The 4,010-nt window shown below is 71.7% G+C and carries 3 protein-coding genes; 1 reads left to right on the top strand and 2 read right to left on the bottom strand.

Annotated features, from left to right (window positions below):
* Nucleotides 1-330: 330 nt before the first annotated feature.
* Entirely contained in the window at nt 331-1,443 is a 1,113-nt protein-coding gene (gene alc, locus ACFYP3_RS37170; RefSeq protein WP_388842513.1) for an allantoicase, read from the bottom strand.
* 2 nt (nt 1,444-1,445) lie between these two features.
* On the bottom strand, nt 1,446-2,780 hold the full coding sequence (gene allB / locus ACFYP3_RS37175) for an allantoinase AllB (protein ID WP_388842515.1): 1,335 nt from the start codon (nt 2,778-2,780) through the stop codon (nt 1,446-1,448).
* A 337-nt stretch (nt 2,781-3,117) separates the two neighbouring features.
* On the opposite strand from allB, the gene ACFYP3_RS37180 reads away from it, so the two are divergent.
* Nucleotides 3,118-3,921 (top strand): IclR family transcriptional regulator, encoded by an 804-nt coding sequence (locus tag ACFYP3_RS37180; protein WP_030715241.1) that lies wholly within the window; start codon nt 3,118-3,120, stop codon nt 3,919-3,921.
* The last annotated feature ends 89 nt before the right edge of the window (nt 3,922-4,010 follow it).

Below are 4,010 nucleotides of genomic sequence, written 5' to 3' on the forward strand. Positions count from 1 at the left end.
GGCGGGGGGGGGTGCCGGCGCGGGGCTCCGCCCCGCCCCCGGCGCGTGGGGGGGGGGGGGGGGTGTTTTGGGGGGGGGGGGGTGTTTTGGGGCTGGGGGGGGGGGGGGGGGTGGGTGGGGGGGGGGGTGGGTGTGTGTCGGGGTGATCCCCGCAGGGTGCCGAACGCACTGCCGCCGAGGTATCCGACCTCTCGTCACATTCGGCGCCCGAGGAGACGCCCCGGCGCGCGCCCGCCCCCACCCCAACCGGCCCCCACCCCCGACCGAGCCCCACCCCAACCGAGCCCGCCCCGGGAGTGTCGGCTCCCGGGGCGGTCGTGCGGGGTGGCGTCAGCCGCCCAGTTCCTGGTGGCGGGCGGTCAGCGCGGCCTCGCCGGTCTCCGTCAGGGAGCCGTACAGGCGCAGGCGGGAGAAGCCGCCGTCCGGGAAGATGTCGATCCGTACGTGGGTGCCGACTGCCGGGGCGTCGAGGACGAACCGGTGGTTGGTGTCGGGCTGCAGGCGGGTGCGCGGCAGGAACTCCGTCCACTCGCCCTCCTCGCCCGTCTTGATGGAGAGGGAGGCCCAGCCGGCCGAGTTGCCCTTGAGGTACGCGGTGTCGATCTCGACGGCGCGGATCTCGGACTCGGTGACGAGCTGGTAGCGGATCCAGTCGTTGCCGTTGTCGCGGCGGCGGGCGGTCTCCCAGCCGTCGTCCATCTTGCGGGAGCGACCCGGGTTGATGGTGTTGGTCGGCGGGGAGTAGAAGCGGTTGGAGGCGTCCTGGACGGAGCCGCCGTTCTCCAGGGCCACCACGTCGAAGGAGCCGAGCGCGGCGAGCCACTTCGGGTCGGGCAGGACCTCGCCGTAGACGCGCAGGCGGGCGATGCCGCCGTCCGGGTGCTGGTTGACGCGCAGGTGCGTGAAGCGCTGCTCGGCGTTCACCTCGAAGCCGTTGGCCGCGTGGCCGCCGACCGCGGTGCGCGGGACCAGGGTGGTCCACTTCACGTCGTCGCCGAGGAGTTCCTCGGGGGTCGGCGCGCCGTCGACCGAGGTGCCCTCGATGGAGACGGCCTGCGGCATGTTGCCGCGGAAGTGGGCGGTGTCGACGACGATGCCGCGGATGACGCCGGGGGCGCCCAGGCGGACGAGCGCCCAGTCGTGGTCGTCGGCGGTCGGCCAGGGCTGGGTGGCGGAGACGCCACGGCGGCGGCGGGTCTCCCAGCCGTCCATGATCTTGCCCTTGTGGCCGAAGTGCTCGGGGTCGAAGTGCGCGGCCTCGGCGATGAGGAGGTTCTCGCGCTGGGCGAAGAACTCGTCGTTGGCAGCGATGACGCCGGCGCCCAGCTCACGGGCGGCGAGGTTCGCGTACTGGGTGAACGGGAAGTCCGCGGTGCGGTAGTCCGCGTACGGGTCGCCGCCTCCGTACGGGTTCGCGTTGCCGGTGAAGGAGTCAATCGCCACTGTCAGTTCTGCCTTTCGAGGAGGAGGCCCGTGGGCTCGGTCGGGGTGCCGTGGTCGGCGATCTGCGTACCGCGCAGCCAGGTGGACTTCACGACGCCGTGCAGGGTCTTGCCCGCGTACGCCGTGACCTGGTTGCGGTGGTGGAGTTCGGCCGGGTCCACAGTGAACGTTTCTTCGGGGGCGAGCACGGCGAAGTCGGCGTCGCGGCCGACCTCGATCGCGCCCTTCTGCGTCAGGCCGGCCAGCGCGGCGGGGGCCGCGGACATCCAGCGGACGACGTCCTCCAGGGTCCGGCCGCGGCGGCGCGCCTCGGTCCAGATGGCGGGCAGGCCGAGCTGGAGGGAGGAGATGCCGCCCCATGCGGTGGAGAAGTCGCTGGTCTTCAGGTCCGCGGTGGAGGGCGAGTGGTCGGAGACGATGCAGTCGATGGTGCCGTCCGCGAGGGCGTCCCACAGGAGGTCCTGGTTGGCGGCCTCGCGGATGGGCGGGCAGCACTTGAACTCACTGGCGCCGTCCGGCACTTCCTCGGCCGTGAGGGTGAGGTAGTGCGGGCAGGACTCGACGGTGATCTTGACGCCCTCGGCCTTGGCGGCGGCGATCAGCGGCAGCGCGTCGGAGGACGACAGGTGCAGGACGTGGACGCGCGCGTTCAGCCGCTTCGCCTGGGCGATCAGGTTGCCGATCGCGGTGTTCTCGGCGTCGCGCGGACGGGACGCGAGGAAGTCGGCGTACTTGGGGCCGGGGACGACCGGGGCGGCATCGAGGTGGTGCGGGTCCTCGGCGTGCACGATCAGCAGGCCGCCGAAGCCGGTGATCTCGGCGAGGGAGGTGGCCAGCTGCTCCTGGTCGAGCTCGGGGAACTCGTCCACGCCCGAGGGCGACAGGAAGCACTTGAAGCCGTAGACGCCGGCGTCGTGCAGCGGCGCCAGGTCCTTGACGTTGTCGGGCAGGGCGCCGCCCCAGAAGCCGACGTCCACGTGCGCCTTGGCGCGGGCGACGTCCTGCTTGACGCGCAGGTTGTCGGTCGTGGTGGTCGGCGGCAGGGAGTTCAGCGGCATGTCGAGGATCGTGGTGATGCCGCCGGCCGCCGCGGCGCGGGTGGCCGTCCAGAAGCCCTCCCACTCGGTGCGGCCCGGGTCGTTCACGTGGACGTGGGTGTCGACCAGGCCGGGGAGCAGGACGTCGTCGCCGAAGTCCTCCAGCCGGGCTCCGGCCGGTACCTCGGCCTCGTACGCCAGCACGGCCGTGATCTTCCCGCCGGCGACGGCCACCGAGGCGGCGCGCGTCCCCTCGGGGGTGATGACGCGCGTCGAGCGCAGTACCAGTTCCACAGCCACGTCGGCCACCGGAACCTCCCCATCTACTTCCACAGAGCGAAATTCAACGTTCTGTTGACGGAGTCTTCCCGGCGATCCGGAGCCAGTCAAGAGCGCCCGGACGGACCACTGACACACCGGGACTGCAATTGGATGTTTCCACAGGATGGAATTAGGATTTCACTATCCAGAATGTAGCTACCACCACCGGGAACTGGGCAGGTAACTTTCCGAGGAGGTCCGCCACCCGGACAAACCGCCTCTGACCGGCGGCGACGGCCCCCACCCCAGCACTGGGACCGACGCCGACCGCCGGGTAGGCTGCTCCCTTGCCTGCCAGCACCGAAAGGACCGCGCCGTGCCGACGTCCAGCGCCAGCACCACCGACGCTTCCTCAAAGACCCCTGCCGCCAGCGGTGGCGTCCAGTCCCTTGAGCGCGCCTTCGATCTGCTCGAACGCATGGCCGATGCCGGGGGCGAGGTCGGCCTCAGCGAGCTCTCCGCCGCCAGTGGCCTGCCCCTGCCCACGATCCACCGCCTGATGCGCACGCTGGTGGCGTGCGGTTACGTCCGCCAGCAGCCCAACCGACGGTACTCCCTCGGCCCGCGTCTGATCCGCCTCGGCGAGTCCGCGTCGCGGCTGCTGGGCACCTGGGCCCGCCCCTACCTCGCCCGCCTCGTCGAGGAGACCGGCGAGACGGCGAACATGGCCCTGCTCGACGGGGACGAGATCGTCTACGTCGCCCAGGTGCCGTCCAAGCACTCCATGCGCATGTTCACCGAGGTCGGCCGCCGGGTGCTGCCGCACTCCACCGGCGTGGGCAAGGCGCTCCTGGCCCACACCCCCGCCGACGAGGTACGCGCCCTCCTCGCGCGCACCGGCATGCCGGCGGCGACCGAGAAGACCATCACCACGCCCGAGGGCTTCCTCGACGCGCTGGAGCAGGTCCGCAAGGCGGGCTACGCGGTCGACGACAACGAGCAGGAGATAGGAGTCCGCTGCCTCGCCGTCTCGGTGCCGAACTCCCCGACCGCCGCCGCGATCTCCATCTCGGGCCCGGCGGGCCGGGTCACCGAGGCCGTGGCCGAGTCCTTCGTGCCGATCCTGCAGGGCGTGGCCGCCGAGCTGTCGGTGGCCCTCTCCAACCAGACCCCCGCCTAGGTCGTCTCTTTCGGATCTTGCCGGTCAAGCCCGCGTCGTCCGGTGCCGTGCATCGGCGTGTTGGCGGGGCGCCCTCGTACTGGACGTAC

This window comes from Streptomyces sp. NPDC005533 (assembly GCF_042871845.1).
Classification (GTDB): Bacteria; Actinomycetota; Actinomycetes; order Streptomycetales; family Streptomycetaceae; genus Streptomyces.